This window comes from Bradyrhizobium diazoefficiens (assembly GCF_016616885.1).
Lineage (GTDB): Bacteria > Pseudomonadota > Alphaproteobacteria > Rhizobiales > Xanthobacteraceae > Bradyrhizobium > Bradyrhizobium diazoefficiens_F.
On the sequence record NZ_CP067102.1, the window covers coordinates 3,628,737 to 3,644,117 of the forward strand.

Consider the following 15,381-nt stretch of genomic DNA (forward strand, 5'->3'; position numbering starts at 1 on the left):
ATGGTTCGTTCAGTCTGGAAAGGCCCGTTCGTCGAGGGTTCTCTGCTCAAGAAGGCAGATGCCGCGCGCGCGTCCGGCCGTCACGACGTCATCAAGATCTGGAGCCGTCGCTCGACGATCCTGCCGCAGTTCGTCGGCCTGACCTTCGGCGTCTACAACGGTCAGAAGCACGTGCCGGTGGCCGTCAACGAGGAAATGGTCGGTCACAAGTTCGGCGAGTTCTCGCCGACCCGGACCTTCCATGGCCACTCCGGCGACAAGAAAGCCAAGAAGGCTTGAGGATTAAACGATGAGCAAACCTAAGCGCGAACGGAGCCTCGCCGAGAACGAGGCCAAGGCGGTCGCCCGGATGCTGCGGGTGAGCCCGCAGAAGCTCAACCTGGTCGCCCAGCTCATTCGCGGCCGGAAGGCTTCCGCTGCGCTCGCCGACCTGCAGTTTTCGCGCAAGCGGATCGCGGTTGACGTGAAGAAGTGCCTGGAATCGGCTATCGCCAATGCCGAGAACAACCACGACCTCGACGTTGACGATCTCGTCGTGGCGCAGGCCTTCGTCGGCAACGGTCTCGTGATGAAGCGCTTTGCCGCTCGCGGCCGCGGCCGCTCGGGCCGGGTCTACAAACCATTTTCGCAGCTGACGATCATTGTGCGTCAGGTCGAAGCCGAAGCAGCAGCGGCTTAAGGGTCGCAGGAGAATACGATGGGTCAAAAGATCAATCCGATCGGTCTGCGTCTCGGCATCAACCGGACCTGGGATTCCCGCTGGTTCGCCGGCAAGCAGGAGTACGGCAAGCTGCTGCATGAGGACGTCAAGATCCGCGAGATCCTGCACAAGGAGCTCAAGCAGGCGGCCGTCGCCCGAATCGTGATCGAGCGTCCGCACAAGAAGTGCCGCGTCACCATCCACTCGGCTCGTCCGGGCGTGGTGATCGGCAAGAAGGGCGCCGACATCGACAAGCTTCGCAAGAAGGTCGCGGACATCACCTCGTCCGACGTCGTCATCAACATCGTCGAAATCCGCAAGCCGGAGCTCGATGCGACGCTGGTGGCCGAATCGATCGCGCAGCAGCTCGAGCGCCGCGTGGCGTTCCGTCGCGCCATGAAGCGCGCCGTTCAATCGGCGATGCGTCTCGGCGCGGAAGGCATCCGCATCAACTGCTCGGGTCGTCTGGGCGGTGCTGAAATCGCGCGCATGGAGTGGTACCGCGAAGGTCGCGTGCCGCTGCACACGCTGCGCGCCGACATCGACTACGGCGTTGCGACCGCGTTCACGACCTTCGGCACCTGCGGCGTCAAGGTCTGGATCTTCAAGGGCGAGATCCTCGAGCACGATCCGATGGCCCAGGACAAGAGAATGGCCGAAGGCGAGACCGGCGGCGGTGGTGATCGTGGTGGCCGTCAGCGCCGCGACCACGCTGCGGCCTGACGCCAGCACAGAGAATTTGAGGGCTTAAAGCCATGATGCAACCTAAGAAAACGAAGTTCCGGAAGGCGCATAAGGGCCGCATCCACGGCGTTGCGTCTTCGGGCGCGACGTTGGCGTTCGGCCAGTTCGGCCTGAAGGCGACCGAGCCTGAGCGCGTCACCGCGCGCCAGATCGAAGCGGCCCGCCGCGCGCTGACCCGCCACATGAAGCGTGCCGGCCGCGTCTGGATCCGCGTATTCCCCGACGTTCCGGTGTCGAAGAAGCCGGCCGAAGTCCGCATGGGCTCCGGCAAGGGTTCGCCGGAATTGTGGGTCGCCCGCGTCAAGCCGGGCCGGGTGCTGTTCGAGATCGACGGCGTCAACACCCAGACCGCGCGTGAAGCGCTGACGCTGGCGGCCGCCAAGCTGCCGATCAAGACGCGCTTCGTCGAGCGCATTGCGGAGTAATGGCCATGGCCCAGATGAAGATCGAAGACATCCGCGCGATGAGCCCCGACCAGCAGGACGACGCCGTCCTGAACCTGAAGAAGGAGCGCTTCAACCTGCGCTTCCAGCGCGCCACCGGGCAGCTCGAGAACACCTCGCGCCTGCGCGAGGCTCGCCGCGACATCGCCCGTATCAAGACCGTCGCCGCGCAGAAGCGCGCGAAAGAGAAGTAAGGGGCTTACGAATATGCCGAAACGTACTTTGCAAGGCGTGGTCGTCAGCGACAAGACTGCCAAGACCGTCGTGGTGCGCGTCGATCGCCGCTTTACGCATCCGATCTACAAGAAGACGATCCGCCGTTCGAAGAACTACCACGCGCACGACGAGAACAACGAGTTCAAGCCGGGCGACATGGTGTGGATCGAGGAATCGAAGCCGATTTCGAAGTTGAAGTCCTGGATCGTGATCCGGGGCGAGCACAAGAAAAGCGCCTGATCTGTTGGCTTTGGCCGACTGACTTCAGGGAAATGTTGAGCGCCGGCTAGGCTGGCGCAAAGAGAAAGAGGACGAGGTGCATCAATGATTCAGATGCAGACCAACCTCGACGTGGCCGATAATTCTGGCGCACGCCGTGTTATGTGTATCAAGGTGCTCGGGGGCTCCAAGCGCCGCTACGCCACGATCGGCGACATCATCGTCGTCTCGATCAAGGAAGCGATTCCGCGTGGCAAGGTGAAGAAGGGCGACGTGATGAAGGCCGTCGTGGTGCGTGTCCGCAAGGACATCCGCCGCGCTGACGGTTCGGTCATCCGGTTCGACCGCAACGCAGCCGTTCTGATCAACAATCAGTCCGAGCCGGTCGGCACCCGTATCTTCGGGCCCGTGCCGCGCGAGCTGCGCGCCAAGAACCACATGAAGATCATTTCGCTCGCGCCGGAGGTGTTGTGATGGCTGCGAAGATCCGCAAGGGCGACAAGGTCGTCGTGCTGACCGGCCGCGACAAGGGTCGCACCGGTGAAGTGTTCGAAGTCCGCCCCGACGCCGGCACGGCGCTGGTGCGTGGCATCAACATGGTCAAGCGTCACCAGAAGCAGACGCAGGCCCAGGAGGGCGGCATCATCTCGAAGGAGTCGCCGATCCAACTGTCCAACATCGCGTATGTCGGCAAGGACGGAAAGCCGACCCGCGTCGGATTCAAGATTTTGGCTGACGGCAAGAAGGTCCGCATCGCCAAGAGCTCGGGAGCTGAGATCGATGGCTGAGGCCGCTTACACCCCGCGCCTGCGCGCGGAATACGATGCGAAGATCCGCACGGCCATGACCGAGAAGTTCGGTTATGAGAACGTCATGCAGGTTCCGCGCCTGGACAAGATCGTGCTGAACATGGGCGTTGGCGATTCCGTCAACGACCGCAAGAAGGCCGAGACCGCCGCTGCCGAGTTGAGCCAGATCGCCGGCCAGAAGGCGATCGTGACCTATTCGCGTATCGCGATCGCGACCTTCAAGCTGCGTGAGAATCAGCCGATCGGCTGCAAGGTCACGCTGCGCAAGGCCCGTATGTACGAGTTCATCGATCGCCTGGTGACGGTCGCGCTGCCGCGCGTCCGCGACTTCCGCGGCCTGAACCCGAAGAGCTTTGACGGTCGCGGCAACTACTCGCTCGGCATCAAGGAGCACATCATTTTCCCCGAGATCGACTTCGACAAGGTCACGGAAGCCCGCGGTATGGACATCACCGTCTGCACCACGGCCAAGACCGACGAAGAGGCGAGGGCCTTGTTGACCGCTTTCAATTTCCCGTTCCGGCAGTGAGACGCTGACCTAAAGCCTCTCAAACGCGGATACCCAGGAGCCAAGCATGGCAAAGAAGAGTTCAGTCGAGAAGAACAACCGGCGCAAGCGGATGGTGAAGAACGCCGCCCCGAAGCGCGAGCGGTTGAAGGCGATCATCGCCGACAAGACGCTGCCGATGGAGGAGCGGTTCGCCGCGACCCTGAAGCTGGCGGAAATGCCGCGCAATTCGTCGGCCACCCGCATTCGTCTGCGTTGCGAGCTGTCGGGCCGCCCGCGCTCGAATTACCGCAAGAACAAGCTGTCCCGTATCGCGCTGCGCGACCTTGGCTCCAAGGGCATGGTCCCGGGCCTCGTGAAGTCGAGCTGGTAAGGAGGGTCGTTTAGATGTCTACGCACGATCCAATCAGCGATCTGATCACCCGTATCCGCAACGCGCAGATGCGCGCCAAGAGCAAGGTCTCCACGCCCGGCTCGAAGATGCGCGAGAACGTCCTCGAAGTGCTCAAGAGCGAGGGCTACATCCGCGGTTACGCCACGCTCGAGCACTCCTCGGGCCGCAGTGAGATCGAGATCGAGCTGAAGTATTTCGACGGCGAGCCCGTCATCCGCGAGATCGAACGTGTCTCCAAGCCCGGGCGTCGCGTGTACGCCTCGGTGAAGAACCTGCCGCGGGTCAATAACGGACTCGGTATTTCGGTGTTGTCGACGCCGAAGGGGATCATGGCCGACCACAGTGCGCGTGAAGCGAACGTGGGCGGTGAAGTCCTCTTCACGGTGTTCTGAGAAGGATTTTTGATCCATGTCACGTGTTGGCAAAAGGCCTGTTGCGGTGCCGTCCGGAGTGACCGCGACCGTCGACGGGCAGACCGTCAAGATGAAGGGGCCGAAGGGCCAGCTTCAGTTCGTCGTCCATGACGACGTCGAGGTGAAGCTCGAGAGCGGCCAGATCAAGGTGAACCCGCGGGTCGAGACCAACCGCGCGCGGGCGCTGTACGGTACCGCTCGCGCCCAGGTCGCGAATCTGGTCGAAGGCGTCACCAAGGGCTTCGAGAAGAAGCTCGAAATCACCGGCGTCGGTTACCGCGCCGCGATGCAGGGCAAGAACCTGCAGCTCGCGCTCGGCTACAGCCACGACGTGGTCTACACGATCCCGGAAGGGATCACGATCACGGTGCCGAAGCCCACCGAGATCACGGTGACGGGCAGCGACATCCAGCGTGTCGGCCAGGTCGCCGCCGAGATTCGCTCCTATCGTCCGCCGGAGCCCTACAAGGGCAAGGGCGTGAAGTATGTTGGCGAATTCATCTTCCGCAAGGAAGGCAAGAAGAAGTAACGGAGCCGGTCATGTCCAAAGCCAAGGTTACAAATGCCCGGCGCAAGCGGAGTGTGCGGCTGAAGCTGCGCCGCTCCGGTGCTGGCCGCCCGCGTCTGTCGGTGTTCCGCTCGTCCAAGCACATCTACGCCCAGGTCATCGACGACCTGAAGGGCGAGACGCTGGCCTCTGCCTCGTCGCTCGAGAAGTCGATGCGCGACGGCGGCAAGACCGGCGCCGACATCGATGCGGCGAAGGCGGTCGGCAAGCTGCTGGCCGAGCGCGCCGCCGAGAAGGGCGTCAAGGAAGTCGTGTTCGATCGCGGCAGCTACCTCTACCATGGGCGCGTCAAGGCACTGGCCGACGCTGCGCGTGAGAGCGGGCTGAGCTTCTAACAGAATTTGAGGATTGAGGCGCAAGCCTCTGAAGGATTGGAAAAATGGCAGAACGCGAACAACGTGGTGGACGCGATCAACGCGGCGGCGGACGTGACCGCCAGCAGCGCGAGGAGCGCGACAGTGAGTTCGTCGACAAGCTCGTCCACATCAACCGCGTGGCCAAGGTCGTCAAGGGCGGCAAGCGCTTCGGTTTCGCAGCGCTGGTCGTGATCGGCGATCAGAAGGGCCGCGCCGGCTTCGGTCACGGCAAGGCGCGCGAAGTGCCTGAGGCGATCCGCAAGGCCACCGAGTCCGCCAAGCGCAACCTGACCCGCGTGTCGCTGCGCGAGGGCCGTACGCTGCATCACGACATCGCCGGCCGTCATGGCGCGGGCCGTGTCTACCTGCGTGCAGCTCCGGCCGGTACCGGTATCATCGCCGGCGGTCCGATGCGCGCCGTGTTCGAGACGCTCGGCGTCCAGGACGTGGTGGCGAAGTCGATCGGCTCGTCGAATCCGTACAACATGGTTCGCGCGACCTTCGATGCGCTGAAGCATCAGGATAGCCCGCGTTCGGTCGCGGCGCGCCGCAATATCAAGGTGTCCACCCTTCAGGGTCGTCGCGTCGGCGGCGATGCCGAGGCGGCTGCGGACTAACGAACGCTTTTCGGAGTAGACGACGATGGCCAAGGACGCCGCAATGTCCGCAAAGACGATCAAGCTCGAGCAGACCGGCAGCGCGATCCGCCGCCATCACTCGCAGCGTTCGACGCTGATCGGGCTCAAGCTCAACAAGATCGGCCGCACCAGCGAACTGCCGGATACCCCGGCGGTCCGCGGCATGATCGAAAAGGTTCACCATCTCGTTCGCATTGTCGACGAGAAGTAAAATTGCGCGCATGATCCCGAACCGGTTTTCGGACCAGATCATGCGCAAAACACAAGGAGCAGGGCGATGAAGCTCAGCGATATCGCCGACAATGCCGGCTCGCGCAAGAAGCGCATGCGCGTCGGCCGTGGCATCGGTTCGGGCAAGGGCAAGCAGTCCGGCCGCGGCGGCAAGGGCCAGACCGCGCGTTCGGGCGTGCGCATCAAGGGTTTCGAAGGTGGCCAGATGCCGTTGCATCGCCGTCTGCCCAAGCGCGGCTTCAACAACATCTTCCGCGTGGAGTTCGCCGAGATCAATCTCGACCGGCTCCAGGATGCGGTTGATGCCAAGAAGCTCGACACCGGCAGCGTCGTCAACGTTGAGGCCCTGGTGAGGGCCGGCGTGCTGCGCCGCGCCAAGGGTGGCCTGCGGTTGCTCGGCCGCGGCGAGCTCAAGGCCAAGCTGAACATCGAAGTCCATGGTGCCACCAAGACCGCGATCGAAGCGGTCGAGAAGGCCGGTGGTTCAGTGAAGATCCTCGCCCCTGCCAAGGAAGAAGGCGAGGCGGCGTAACAACTGCGTCATTGGCCCGCGCCTCGCGGGCCTTTGCGCATGCGGGACGATGGACTTATCGAAGCCGAAGCCCCAGATAATGTCCGGCGTCCGCTAAATTAGCCCGGCCGCGGGTATGACGGCGCAAAAGGCGGCGGGAGAAAGTCCAATATGGCCTCAGCAGCGGAACAACTGGCAGCCAACCTCAATTTCGGCGCGTTCGCCAAGGCCGACGAACTGAAGAAGCGCATCTGGTTCACCCTGGGTGCGCTGCTCGTTTATCGGCTCGGAACCTACATCCCGCTGCCCGGCATCGATCCCAACATCTGGGAGCAGGTGTTCCGCTCGCAGGCAGGCGGCATCCTCGGCATGTTCAACATGTTCGCCGGCGGTGGCATCCACCGCATGGCGATCTTCGCGCTGAACATCATGCCGTACATCTCGGCCTCGATCATCATCCAGCTCCTTACCACCGTCTCGCCGCAGCTCGAGGCGCTGAAGAAGGAAGGCGAGGCGGGCCGCAAGACGCTGAACCAGTACACCCGCTACCTCACGGTGATCCTGGCCGCGTTCCAGTCCTACGGCATCGCAGTCGGCCTCGAAGGCGCCGGCAACGTCGTCAGCGACCCCGGCATGTTCTTCCGTCTCTCCACCGCGATCACGCTGACCGGCGGCACCATGTTCCTGATGTGGCTGGGTGAGCAGATCACCTCGCGCGGCATCGGCAACGGTATCTCGCTGATCATTCTCTCCGGTATCGTTGCGGAGCTGCCCGCGGCGCTGGCCAACATGCTCGAGCTCGGCCGTCAGGGCGCGATGTCGACCGGCCTGATCCTGGTCGTGATCGTGATGGCGGTCGCCGTGATCGCCTTCATCGTGTTCATGGAGCGGGCCCAGCGCCGCCTCCTGATCCAGTATCCGAAGCGCCAGGTTGGCAACAAGATGTTCGAGGGCCAGTCCTCGCATCTGCCGCTCAAGCTCAACACCTCCGGCGTGATCCCGCCGATCTTCGCGTCCTCGCTGCTGCTCTTGCCGACCACGGTTGCGAACTTCAACGCGGGCAGTGGGCCGGAATGGTTCCAGTGGATCACCACCCAGCTCGGCCACGGCCGTCCGCTGTTCCTGATCCTCTATCTCGCGCTGATCGTGTTCTTCGCCTTCTTCTACACCGCGATCGTGTTCAACCCGACCGAGACCGCGGACAATCTGAAGAAGCATGGCGGCTTCGTCCCGGGCATCCGACCGGGCGAGCGTACCGCGGAATATATCGACTACGTGCTGTCGCGCATCACCGTGCTCGGCGCGATCTATCTGGCGATCGTCTGCTTGATCCCGGAAATCCTGATCTCCTATGCCTCGGTGCCGTTCTACTTCGGCGGCACCTCGCTGCTGATCGTGGTCAGCGTCACCATGGATACGGTGGCGCAGGTGCAGGGCTATCTGCTCGCCCATCAGTATGAAGGCCTGATCCGCAAGTCGAAGCTGCGGGGCCGCCGCCGCTAAGACGCGGCGTCCTCTCGAGGCGGCGCGCCCGCGCCGCCGATTCGCCGCGCGAGCAACGCGCGGCGCCCGCCGAGGCGATCAGCTAGTCATTCGGCCGCATCGGCGGAGCTGCTCTCACCGCAGCACAATCACTGATTTCAAAGGCCTTCTTGGCGTCCGGGCATTTGCTCCCCTATGATATGGGTGGCGGTGCGGCGCCGATTATGATTTGCACTGCTACTGAACTTTCAAACACGGGTGCGCGACGTATCGCTCACCATTCGGGGGGCGTACGCCGATGAGAATTATACTTCTGGGACCGCCGGGGTCAGGCAAGGGGACCCAGGCGCAACTGCTGGTGCAGCGCTATGGCATCGTCCAGCTCTCGACCGGCGAAATGTTGCGTGCAGCCGTCGCGGCGGGAACGCCGGTCGGTCTGAAGGCCAAGGAGATCATGGCCGGCGGCGGGCTCGTGCCCGATGAGGTTGTGGTGGGCATCATCTCCGACCGCATCGACCAGGCGGATGCGAAGAACGGTTTCATCCTCGATGGTTTTCCGCGCACCGTGCCGCAGGCCGAGGCGCTCGATGATCTGCTCCGGCACAAGCATCTCAAGCTCGACGCCGTGATCGAGCTCCGCGTCAACGAGAGCGCGCTGCTGAGCCGCGTCGAGACCCGCGTCGCCCAGATGCGGGAGCGCGGGGAGGAGGTCCGGGTCGACGACACCCCGGAGGTCCTGACCAAGCGGTTAGCCAGCTACCGCAGCCAGACGGAACCGCTGATTCACTATTATTCCGAGCGTCGGAAGCTCTCCACCATCGACGGCATGATGGCCATCGACGAAGTCACCCGCGCCATCCACCGCCAGCTGCTGGCGCTCGGCGCGGTTGAACCCAGGAGCCATGCCCGCAGCGCGGCCAAGGCCGCGCCTGCCAGGACGGGGGCCAAGAAGGCCAAGGTGGCGAAGAAGACGGCCAAAAAGCCAGCGAAAGCGGCCAAAAAGGCTGCCAAATCGGCTAAATCCGCAAAAAAGGCCGTGAAGAGCGCCAAAAAAGCGACCAAGAAGGCAACTAAGAGAACGGTCAAGAAAACGGTCAAAAAGGCCGTCAAAAAAGGTTCGAAGAAGAGTCCAAAAAAGGTCACGAAAAAGCGAGCCAAGCGCTAGCGGCGGTTGACGAAAGCCCCCTGAATCCCTTAATAAGCCCCGCATCCAAGTCGGATAGTTTCAAACGATGCCGGGCCCCAGGAAGACCAGGGGTGGGCGTCGTGTTCGCGTTTGTGAACACCTGCCCGAGAAACATAAGCACTTAAAGCCCGATTCCTGACGAGGGATCGGCGACAGGAGAGAAGGCCGTGGCCCGTATTGCCGGCGTGAACATCCCGACCAACAAGCGCGTGCTGATCGCGCTCCAGTACATCCATGGCATCGGCCAGAAGATCGCTGGTGAGATCCTCGAAAAGGTGAAGATCACCGAGGATCGCCGCGTCAATCAGCTCAGCGACGCTGAAGTGCTCCAGATCCGCGAGGTCATCGACCGCGACTATCTCGTCGAGGGCGATCTGCGTCGTGAGGTCGGCATCAACATCAAGCGTCTGATGGACCTCGGCTGCTATCGCGGCCTGCGTCATCGTCGCGGTTTGCCGGTGCGCGGTCAGCGGACCCACACCAATGCGCGTACGCGCAAGGGGCCGGCCAAGGCCATCGCCGGCAAGAAGAAGTAATTCGACGCGAATGGCGAATAGGGAGTGGCGAATGGATTCATTCGCCACTCGCCATTTGCCACTCGCATTTTCACAGGTGTAGCCGCTGGCATTACGGCGGCGTTTGAGATCTCCAGGAAAGGTAGTCCATGGGCAAGGAAGCCACCCGCGTTCGCCGTCGTGAGCGCAAGAACATCGCCTCCGGCGTCGCGCACGTGAACTCGTCGTTCAACAACACGACCATCACCATCACCGACGCGCAGGGCAACACGATTGCCTGGTCTTCCGCCGGCACGATGGGCTTCAAGGGCTCGCGCAAGTCGACCCCGTATGCCGCGCAGGTCGCAGCCGAAGACGTGTCCAAGAAGGCGCAGGAACACGGCATGCGCACACTGGAAGTCGAAGTCGCCGGTCCCGGTTCGGGCCGTGAGTCGGCGCTCCGCGCGCTGCAGGCCGCGGGCTTCACCGTCACCTCGATCCGCGACGTGACAACGATCCCGCACAACGGCTGCCGTCCGCGCAAGCGTCGGCGCGTCTGATACGAAATTGCGGGCGCATCGTCGCCCGCGATGCTTTTTTTAAGAAGCCGCGGGTTTGATCTGCGGCCTTTCTCCAACGCCGGTATTTGAATTTTCAAATCGACTGGCCTGTATGGGTGAAACAGTGACGATCCAGAAAAATTGGCAAGAACTGATTCGGCCGAACAAGCTCCAGATTCAGCCGGGCAGCGATTCGACCCGCTTTGCGACCATCGTCGCCGAGCCGCTCGAGCGTGGCTTCGGCCAGACGCTCGGCAACGCGCTGCGCCGCATCCTGCTCTCCTCGCTCCAGGGCGCGGCGGTGCAGTCGGTGCACATCGACGGCGTGCTGCACGAGTTCTCCTCGATCGCTGGCGTCCGTGAGGACGTCACCGACATCGTGCTGAACATCAAGGACATCGCGATCAAGATGCAGGGCGAAGGCCCCAAGCGCATGGTCGTGAAGAAGCAGGGCCCGGGCACCGTTACCGCCGGCGACATCCAGACCGTCGGCGACGTCGTCGTGCTCAACCCGGACCTCCAGATCTGCACCCTCGACGAGGGCGCCGAGATCCGCATGGAGTTCACGGTCTCGACCGGCAAGGGCTACGTGCCCGCCGAGCGCAACCGTCCCGAGGATGCGCCGATTGGCCTGATTCCGGTCGACAGCCTGTACTCGCCGGTCCGCAAGGTCTCCTACAAGGTCGAGAATACCCGTGAGGGCCAGATCCTCGACTACGACAAGCTGACCATGACGATCGAGACCAACGGCGCGTTGACGCCGGATGACTCGGTGGCTTACGCCGCCCGCATCCTGCAGGATCAGCTCAACGTGTTCGTCAACTTCGAAGAGCCGCGCAAGGAAGTCGCCCAGGAGATCATCCCGGACCTCGCCTTCAACCCGGCCTTCCTCAAGAAGGTGGACGAGCTCGAGCTGTCGGTGCGTTCGGCCAACTGCTTGAAGAACGACAACATCGTCTACATCGGCGACCTCGTGCAGAAGTCGGAAGCGGAAATGCTCCGCACGCCGAACTTCGGCCGCAAGTCGCTGAACGAGATCAAGGAAGTGCTGGCCCAGATGGGTCTGCACCTCGGCATGGAAGTGCCGGGCTGGCCGCCGGAGAACATCGACGAGCTCGCCAAGCGCTTCGAGGATCACTACTGAGCTAGGCGAATGGGGAGTGGCGAATAGCGAATGACAACTCGCTACTCGCCATTCGCTACTCGCCATCAGGGCGAACGCAGGCAGCCCACCTGAGCAACATGTCCGACGAACCGTCGCGGCAGTTTTGAAGTAAGGACTACACACATGCGTCACGGCAAGGTTCATCGGAAGCTCAACCGCACGGCGGAGCACCGCCGCGCGATGTTCGCCAACATGGCGGCTGCGCTGATCAAGCACGAGCAGATCGTCACCACGCTGCCCAAGGCCAAGGAGCTTCGTCCGATCGTCGAGAAGCTCGTGACCCTCGGCAAGAAGGGCGGGCTGTCCATGCGCCGCCAGGCGATCTCCGAGATGCGCGACAAGGACCAGGTCAAGAAGCTGTTTGACGTGCTGGCGCCCCGCTACAAGGATCGCCAGGGCGGCTACACCCGCATCATCAAGGCGGGCTTCCGCTACGGCGACAACGCCGCGATGGCGGTGATCGAGTTCGTCGACCGCGACGTCGATGCCAAGGGCCTGGACTCCGGTCCAGTGCAGGCGAAGGAAGCCGAGGCGGCGTAAGCCGGCCGGCCACCGAGATCTTCGAAAGCGGCGCCCCTGGGCGCCGCTTTTTTGTTGGGTGCGCCAGGCATGGCGCGGAGCGCCGTGAGTGGCGCGATTTGACCGGAGTGGTGTCCGGTCGATGACTTGGAGGTGTGAGTCCTCTACGGACCTTGGTGATAGGAACCGTTAGCCGAACAGCAAGGGCGTCGTCGCGAGGCGGGGTATGAAGGAAGCTGTAAGCAAAGTGCCGGCCTGACGAACAGCAAGCGCATAAGAGGCGTCCGCATCCGGGCGAGGGAGCCCAAATACCCGAAGCCCGATATCACTCGGAGGGTGCGGCCGTAGATGCGACAGGTAGATGGCACGAAGGTCACGCGACTGACCCTGGGAGGTCTGCCGTCCTGCCCCCGGCAACGGGTGTGCTACCGGCGCCGCAAGGCGTCGGGATGGGGCGGCAGAAGTCAGCAGAGGCCGTAGTAACCGGCAGCACCAAGCCGGCGAAGGGCCGAACGTCGAGTACCGGAGGAGGCCGGCCTGTCGATGGTGCCAACAGATGCAGACGATGACGCTGAGATGCGTCGTGCTCACCCCGAGGGTAGCGGCCGGAAGCCGCCAGAGCAGGGGCTGGGTGCATCAATCGCCACGGCGAGACCGCAACCTTCCCCTCCGGAGGTGGAAGCGCGGCTGATGGAGGAGATCGTCAGCCGAGCGAACATGATGACGGCCTACCGTCGGGTAATGGCGAACAAGGGCGCTGCAGGCATCGATCGGATGACCGTGGAGCAATTGCAGCCGTATCTGAAGGAGCATTGGCCGCGCATCAAAGAGGAACTGCTGGAAGGCCGCTACCGGCCGCAGCCGGTGCGCGGGGTGGAAATCCCCAAGCCTGGCGGAGGGGTGCGCCAACTTGGCATCCCGACGGTAGTAGACCGGCTGATCCAGCAGGCGATGCATCAGGTGCTGATGCCGCTGTTCGATCCAGGCTTCTCCAAGGCCTCGTACGGCTTCCGTCCGGGACGCAGCGCGCACGACGCGGTGCTTGCCGCGCGAGCGCATGTGGCTGAGGGTCGACGCTTTGTCGTCGACCTCGATTTGGAAAAGTTCTTCGACCGGGTGAACCACGACGTGCTGATGGCACGGGTGGCGCGCCGGGTTGCGGACAAGCGGGTGCTGCGGTTGATCCGCCGCTACCTGCGGGCTGGACTGATGACGGGCGGGATTACGACGGCACGGAGCGAAGGCACGCCGCAAGGCGGCCCTCTGTCACCTTTGCTGTCGAACATCCTGCTCGACGATCTGGACAAGGAACTCGAGCGACGAGGCCATGCCTTCTGCCGCTACGCCGACGACTGCAACATCTATGTTCGGACGCGACGGGCCGGCGAGCGGGTGATGGCGTCGATCACGCGATTCCTGACCGAGCGGTTGAGGCTCAAGGTCAACGCAGCGAAGAGCGCGGTTGACCGTCCCTGGGTGCGGACCTTCCTCGGCTACACCATGACCGCTCACAAGCAGCCGCGCCTCCGGGTAGCGGTCAAAAGCGTGAAGCGGTTGCGGAGCAAGCTGAGGACGACGCTGCGCCAAGGGCGTGGACGAACACTGGCATCGACCGTCAAGACCCTGACCCCCATCCTGCGCGGCTGGCTGCAATACTTCCGGCTGGCGGAGGCCAAAGGGGTGTTCGAGGAGCTCGACGGCTGGATGCGGCGCAAATTGCGCTGTGTTCTCTGGCGACAGTGGAAACGGCCACGGACACGCCTCAAGCGTTTGATGCAACGCGGGCTCGATCCGGAGCGGGCATGGCGGTCGGCCTACAACGGCCGCGGCCCTTGGTGGAATGCCGGGGCCAGCCACATGAACGACGCCTATCGCGCCGCCTTCTTCACGCAACTCGGCCTGCCGTCCTTCGTCGGACTGCACCGCCACCTCAATCGTGCTTGACGAACCGCCGTATACGGGACCGTACGTACGGTGGTGTGGGAGGGGGAAGCCGCAAGGCTTCCTCCTACCCGATCCGCGACGAGATCCTCACGCGTCGGTGAGCGGCGATTGCGCCCGCATGTGCAGCGCACGATATCCGCTTCAACCTCAATGGAGATGATTCATGAAGATCGACCTTTCCGGAAAGACCGCCCTCGTGACCGGCTCAACCGCCGGCATCGGCCATGCCATCGCCAAGGGCCTCGCCGGCTCGGGGGCGAGCGTGGTGATCAACGGGCGCGGCCAGGACAAGGTCGATGCGGCCGTGCGCAAGCTGGAGGGGACGGGCGCCAAGGTGCGCGGCATCGCCGCCGACGTCTCGACTGCCGCAGGCTGCAAGTCGCTCGTGGCTGCGCTGCCGGACGTCGATATCCTCATCAACAATGCCGGTATCTTCGAGCCAAAGGACTTTTTCGAGATTCCGGACGAGGACTGGAGCCGCTTCTTCGAGGTCAACGTGATGAGCGGCGTGCGGCTGTCGCGCGCATACATGAAGGGCATGCTGAAGCGCAACTGGGGCCGCATCGTCTTCATCTCCTCGGAGTCCGGGCTGAACATTCCCGTCGAGATGATTCACTACGGCATGAGCAAGACGGCCCAGCTCGCGGTCGCGCGCGGGCTGGCGCAGCTCACCCAGGGCACCAGTGTCACAGTGAACTCGGTGCTGCCTGGCCCGACCATGTCCGAGGGTGTCGAGACTTTTGTGAAGGATCTCGCCAAGCAGAACGGTCAGTCGGTCGATGAGGCCGCCGCCAATTTCGTCAAGCAGCATCGCCCGAGCTCGTTGATCCAGCGTTTTGCCAGTGTCGACGAGATCGCCAACATGGTGGTCTACGTCGCCTCGAAGGAAGCATCTGCGACCAATGGTGCGGCGCTGCGCGCGGAAGGCGGCATCGTCAATACCATTGCGTAAGAGCAGCGCATGGCAGCCTATGTCATCTCCGAAGTCGAGATGCGCGATCCCGACGGCTTCGAAGCCTATCGCGTGCTCGCCGCGAAGACGATCGCGCAATATGGCGGGCATTATCTCGTCCGCGGCGGCAAGGCGGAGCTGGCGGAAGGCAATCTTCCGCCGAAGGCCATCGTCATCGTCGAATTTCCGTCGATGGCAAGGCTGAAGGAATGGTACACTTCGCCGGAATATGCCGAGGCGTTGAAGATCCGCGCCGGCGCGCTGGAGCGGCGGCTGCTGTTCGTCGAGGGCGCAGCGGCGACGACATAGATTACAGGAATCCGGGCAGA

Annotated in this window: 25 protein-coding genes; all 25 read left to right on the forward strand. The window is 63.2% G+C overall.

What is annotated here, in order from left to right:
* The 25 genes from rpsS (at nt 1) to JJC00_RS16730 (ending at nt 15,361) form a co-directional block, all read left to right on the forward strand.
* Entirely contained in the window at nt 1-279 is a 279-nt protein-coding gene (gene rpsS / locus JJC00_RS16610; protein ID WP_008136357.1) for a 30S ribosomal protein S19, read from the forward strand.
* A 10-nt stretch (nt 280-289) separates the two neighbouring features.
* Nucleotides 290-679, forward strand: coding sequence for a 50S ribosomal protein L22 (gene rplV / locus JJC00_RS16615; protein WP_057745488.1), 390 nt, complete (start codon nt 290-292; stop codon nt 677-679).
* Between the two features lie 18 nt (nt 680-697).
* Complete coding sequence (rpsC, locus tag JJC00_RS16620; RefSeq protein ID WP_148750336.1) at nt 698-1,423, forward strand: 30S ribosomal protein S3; 726 nt, start codon at nt 698-700, stop codon at nt 1,421-1,423.
* 32 nt (nt 1,424-1,455) lie between these two features.
* Nucleotides 1,456-1,869 (forward strand): 50S ribosomal protein L16, encoded by a 414-nt coding sequence (gene rplP / locus JJC00_RS16625; protein WP_008136349.1) that lies wholly within the window; start codon nt 1,456-1,458, stop codon nt 1,867-1,869.
* A 5-nt stretch (nt 1,870-1,874) separates the two neighbouring features.
* Nucleotides 1,875-2,081 (forward strand): 50S ribosomal protein L29, encoded by a 207-nt coding sequence (gene rpmC, locus JJC00_RS16630; protein WP_094895733.1) that lies wholly within the window; start codon nt 1,875-1,877, stop codon nt 2,079-2,081.
* A gap of 13 nt (nt 2,082-2,094) precedes the next feature.
* Nucleotides 2,095-2,343 (forward strand): 30S ribosomal protein S17, encoded by a 249-nt coding sequence (rpsQ, locus tag JJC00_RS16635; RefSeq protein ID WP_027535298.1) that lies wholly within the window; start codon nt 2,095-2,097, stop codon nt 2,341-2,343.
* An 84-nt stretch (nt 2,344-2,427) separates the two neighbouring features.
* Nucleotides 2,428-2,796, forward strand: a complete 369-nt coding sequence (rplN, locus tag JJC00_RS16640) for a 50S ribosomal protein L14 (protein ID WP_007603030.1) — start codon at nt 2,428-2,430, stop codon at nt 2,794-2,796.
* Nucleotides 2,796-3,110: a 50S ribosomal protein L24 gene (gene rplX, locus JJC00_RS16645; protein WP_007603031.1), complete on the forward strand. Its 315-nt coding sequence runs from the start codon at nt 2,796-2,798 to the stop codon at nt 3,108-3,110. The genes rplN and rplX overlap by 1 nt, the downstream gene beginning before the upstream one ends.
* Complete coding sequence (gene rplE, locus JJC00_RS16650) at nt 3,103-3,660, forward strand: 50S ribosomal protein L5 (RefSeq protein WP_200473584.1); 558 nt, start codon at nt 3,103-3,105, stop codon at nt 3,658-3,660. The genes rplX and rplE overlap by 8 nt, the downstream gene beginning before the upstream one ends.
* Before the next feature lie 46 nt (nt 3,661-3,706).
* On the forward strand, nt 3,707-4,012 hold the full coding sequence (rpsN, locus tag JJC00_RS16655; protein WP_057745473.1) for a 30S ribosomal protein S14: 306 nt from the start codon (nt 3,707-3,709) through the stop codon (nt 4,010-4,012).
* A 14-nt stretch (nt 4,013-4,026) separates the two neighbouring features.
* Nucleotides 4,027-4,425 carry a 30S ribosomal protein S8 gene (gene rpsH, locus JJC00_RS16660; RefSeq protein ID WP_027535303.1) on the forward strand — a complete coding sequence of 133 codons (399 nt, stop codon included), beginning with the start codon at nt 4,027-4,029 and terminating at the stop codon, nt 4,423-4,425.
* A 16-nt stretch (nt 4,426-4,441) separates the two neighbouring features.
* Nucleotides 4,442-4,975: a 50S ribosomal protein L6 gene (gene rplF, locus JJC00_RS16665; protein ID WP_200473585.1), complete on the forward strand. Its 534-nt coding sequence runs from the start codon at nt 4,442-4,444 to the stop codon at nt 4,973-4,975.
* A gap of 11 nt (nt 4,976-4,986) precedes the next feature.
* Nucleotides 4,987-5,349, forward strand: a complete 363-nt coding sequence (gene rplR, locus JJC00_RS16670) for a 50S ribosomal protein L18 (RefSeq protein WP_027535305.1) — start codon at nt 4,987-4,989, stop codon at nt 5,347-5,349.
* A 44-nt stretch (nt 5,350-5,393) separates the two neighbouring features.
* Entirely contained in the window at nt 5,394-5,987 is a 594-nt protein-coding gene (rpsE, locus tag JJC00_RS16675; protein ID WP_027535306.1) for a 30S ribosomal protein S5, read from the forward strand.
* A 25-nt stretch (nt 5,988-6,012) separates the two neighbouring features.
* Nucleotides 6,013-6,219 carry a 50S ribosomal protein L30 gene (gene rpmD / locus JJC00_RS16680; RefSeq protein WP_027535307.1) on the forward strand — a complete coding sequence of 69 codons (207 nt, stop codon included), beginning with the start codon at nt 6,013-6,015 and terminating at the stop codon, nt 6,217-6,219.
* 66 nt (nt 6,220-6,285) lie between these two features.
* Nucleotides 6,286-6,771, forward strand: coding sequence for a 50S ribosomal protein L15 (gene rplO, locus JJC00_RS16685; protein WP_200473586.1), 486 nt, complete (start codon nt 6,286-6,288; stop codon nt 6,769-6,771).
* Nucleotides 6,772-6,921: 150 nt separating this feature from the next.
* Nucleotides 6,922-8,253: a preprotein translocase subunit SecY gene (secY, locus tag JJC00_RS16690; RefSeq protein ID WP_200473587.1), complete on the forward strand. Its 1,332-nt coding sequence runs from the start codon at nt 6,922-6,924 to the stop codon at nt 8,251-8,253.
* A 277-nt stretch (nt 8,254-8,530) separates the two neighbouring features.
* Nucleotides 8,531-9,397: an adenylate kinase gene (locus tag JJC00_RS16695; RefSeq protein ID WP_200473588.1), complete on the forward strand. Its 867-nt coding sequence runs from the start codon at nt 8,531-8,533 to the stop codon at nt 9,395-9,397.
* 188 nt (nt 9,398-9,585) lie between these two features.
* Nucleotides 9,586-9,954: a 30S ribosomal protein S13 gene (rpsM, locus tag JJC00_RS16700; protein ID WP_129268084.1), complete on the forward strand. Its 369-nt coding sequence runs from the start codon at nt 9,586-9,588 to the stop codon at nt 9,952-9,954.
* Between the two features lie 128 nt (nt 9,955-10,082).
* On the forward strand, nt 10,083-10,472 hold the full coding sequence (gene rpsK / locus JJC00_RS16705) for a 30S ribosomal protein S11 (protein WP_007603045.1): 390 nt from the start codon (nt 10,083-10,085) through the stop codon (nt 10,470-10,472).
* A gap of 112 nt (nt 10,473-10,584) precedes the next feature.
* A complete protein-coding gene (locus tag JJC00_RS16710) occupies nt 10,585-11,616 on the forward strand; it encodes a DNA-directed RNA polymerase subunit alpha (protein WP_200473589.1) in 1,032 nt (343 codons plus the stop codon).
* A 144-nt stretch (nt 11,617-11,760) separates the two neighbouring features.
* Nucleotides 11,761-12,177 (forward strand): 50S ribosomal protein L17, encoded by a 417-nt coding sequence (gene rplQ / locus JJC00_RS16715; protein ID WP_200473590.1) that lies wholly within the window; start codon nt 11,761-11,763, stop codon nt 12,175-12,177.
* A gap of 669 nt (nt 12,178-12,846) precedes the next feature.
* Nucleotides 12,847-14,100 (forward strand): group II intron reverse transcriptase/maturase, encoded by a 1,254-nt coding sequence (ltrA, locus tag JJC00_RS16720; protein WP_246773922.1) that lies wholly within the window; start codon nt 12,847-12,849, stop codon nt 14,098-14,100.
* Nucleotides 14,101-14,263: 163 nt separating this feature from the next.
* Entirely contained in the window at nt 14,264-15,052 is a 789-nt protein-coding gene (locus JJC00_RS16725; RefSeq protein ID WP_200473591.1) for an SDR family NAD(P)-dependent oxidoreductase, read from the forward strand.
* Between the two features lie 9 nt (nt 15,053-15,061).
* Complete coding sequence (locus JJC00_RS16730) at nt 15,062-15,361, forward strand: DUF1330 domain-containing protein (RefSeq protein WP_200473592.1); 300 nt, start codon at nt 15,062-15,064, stop codon at nt 15,359-15,361.
* Nucleotides 15,362-15,381 lie beyond the last annotated feature (20 nt).